The sequence below is a fragment of the Moorena sp. SIO4A1 genome (assembly GCF_010672065.1).
In the GTDB taxonomy this organism is placed as follows: Bacteria; Cyanobacteriota; Cyanobacteriia; order Cyanobacteriales; family Coleofasciculaceae; genus Moorena.
Genome location: NZ_JAAHHX010000322.1, coordinates 1 through 2266 on the forward strand (window position 1 = coordinate 1; position 2266 = coordinate 2266).

Annotated in this window: 2 protein-coding genes and 1 pseudogene; all 3 read right to left on the reverse strand. The window is 45.5% G+C overall.

Annotated features, from left to right (window positions below; translation table 11 throughout):
• Positions 1-299 (reverse strand): annotated as a pseudogene (locus tag F6K53_RS37755) (hypothetical protein); the annotation flags it as partial.
• 42 nt (positions 300-341) lie between these two features.
• A complete protein-coding gene (locus F6K53_RS37760; RefSeq protein ID WP_075900799.1) occupies positions 342-1394 on the reverse strand; it encodes a ParM/StbA family protein in 1053 nt (350 codons plus the stop codon).
• Positions 1395-1648: 254 nt separating this feature from the next.
• Positions 1649-2266 (reverse strand): CHAT domain-containing protein (locus tag F6K53_RS37765; RefSeq protein ID WP_293084814.1); only part of this gene is annotated, 618 nt, incomplete at its 5' end.

Here is a 2266-nt window from a genome sequence, read left to right on the forward strand (position 1 = left end):
ACCGATAAAGCCTGTACCACTTCAGTTAATTGCTGCTGCAGTTGGGTTAGCTTGTCTTCAAGATTTCCAACACCTGTTGTTTCCTCGGTTGTTTCCTCGGTTGCTTCCTGGGAGGATGCTTTTTCCTGAGAGGATTCTGGTTTTAACAGAAACTCTTGGATAGCTTGCTTGCAAAACATGCTAAAGCTAGGATACTGACCCTTAGCTAGTTCTTTCTCCACTGCCTTTAGTAGGGCTTGATCCTCCCGGTTAGTGGTAAATGCTACTGTTTTATTTACTTTTTTTGCGATCGCTGCCATGGGAATTATTCCTATAATCCTACTGGATAATTACAATAAAATTTATCGAGATGCTGATTGCTTCTGCACCTCTCCATAAATGTATTGTCCCAAAGCATTCGCTTTTCGAGAGGGTTGAGCTAAGTAACCCTTGAGTCTAGCTTCCTTAAAGATAAGTTGAAGATCATTCCAGAAGAATTGTCCACCACCACCGGTCACGACTACGTCTGTGGTGCGTTCTGGTAGCCAAGCGAGCAAGCGATCAGATAGTTCACGGGCAAAACTTTTGCGCAAACTCGGTATAATTTCGTCGAGGTCTGTGGGCTGAGCAGCACCCTTAGGACGATAAAAGCGCTCTCCCTCTGGACGATTAACCGCTTTGATTAATAGTAACGATTGACTGTCAGCTCCCTGAATTTGGGTAGCTAATTGATCATAAAACTCATTCATGGCAAATGCTTCACTCTGAGATGCTCCTCTAGCAAATCGGAACGAATCTGCCATTATAAAGTCAGTGGTTTGGTGGCCAATATCCACAACGGCGACGGAACGGTCATGTAATCCGCCATCGGATGGATCGTTTTCCTGAACTTCAACCCAGATCAAGCTACCATAGCCCTCTGGTATTACCCAAACTTTCTTAATCGTAATCGAGACTTGTTCCCCTCTGTAGTACATGACATGAGGAGAAGCCAGGATACCAATTAATTCCTCTTTTTCACGCTCAAACTGCTCTTGGGAATGGTAGGGCAATCCCATGATAATTGCCAAGTCACCTTGAAGCTCGAAATGTCCTACGCAGGCAAAAACTTTTATCAAGGCATCTTCTACTTTCGATTGACCAACACCCAAGTTAGCTCCGAAGTCAGCAGCTAGTTGTCCAATGGCGTATCCTTTGCCTTGATACTCCAGCCAAATATCTAATAGAGGGTCACCCAGTCGAGCTTCAAACCCACCCCGACGCACTTGCTCAACGGTAAGATGGGCAACGTTGGCAGGAATGAGCACTACACCATCGGGGTAACGGCTGATACAAGCTTTAGTGGAGGTGCGACCTAAGTCAATGCTGAGAATAGGAACTTTGTTCACGATGGTAGCAAGCTGTTTAGCAGTCATTGGTTAGTATATAAGAGTTTGTCTAACTCAACTCACAAAAAATAGTCCGATGTTTGGAAGCCCCGTCTAGGCAAGAGCGGGGTGGGGACATTGATCAGGCTGTTTGCGATCGCTCTGGCACCAATGGCCAAAAATCCTTAGACTAGTTGTGCAACAGACGCAGGTTGACTCAAGTTGGTTGGACACTATGGCATCTAGCTATTTCATCTCATAATAGTAGAATACTGATTCATAGACCTGTTATACACCTAAGATTAAAACCAATTTCCAATTACTAGATAAGGTGCCCAATAGGCGGGGCGAGCATATTGTCCTCCTGCTTCCAGTAAAGCGATTTGAGCAGCACGAAGGGCTTGGGCTTTGTTTAAGTTTGATTGTCGCAAACCCTGGTAAAATTGGGCGGCAATTTGGGCAGTGGTTTGATCATTAATGAACCAAAGCGAGGCTAAGGCACTTCTGGCTCCTGCTTGAACAGCTACACCTGCTAAACCTAAGGCTGCTCGGTCATCACCAGTGGCAGTTCGACAGGCAGTGAGGGAGATTAACTCCACTGGCTCAGTAGTACTAGCTACGCTGCGAATTACCCGATCTAATTCATCAATGGTGAGTTGATCATTTTCCCCGGTGACTAGGAAAGTATCCTCCGGTTCAGTGCCGAATTCACCATGAGTAGCTATGTGAATAATCGGGTAAACCGTTGCACCTAATTCTTGTTGTAAGCGATCGCGGGTAAATTCCTCATCCAATAGCTGTTTGCTCTCTGGTATGGTCTGTGTCACTGCCTTAACTTCTGTGGATACATTGCTCAAGGCTTCAAATTCACGACCATCGACAATAGCTTCTTTGGTTAAGCCCAACACCAGTGCTCGCCA

Excerpts from the sequence above, each read along its gene's own strand:
- F6K53_RS37760 (WP_075900799.1), bottom strand. The coding sequence starts at position 1,394 with ATGACTGCTAAACAGCTTGCTACCATCGTGAACAAAGTTCCTATTCTC.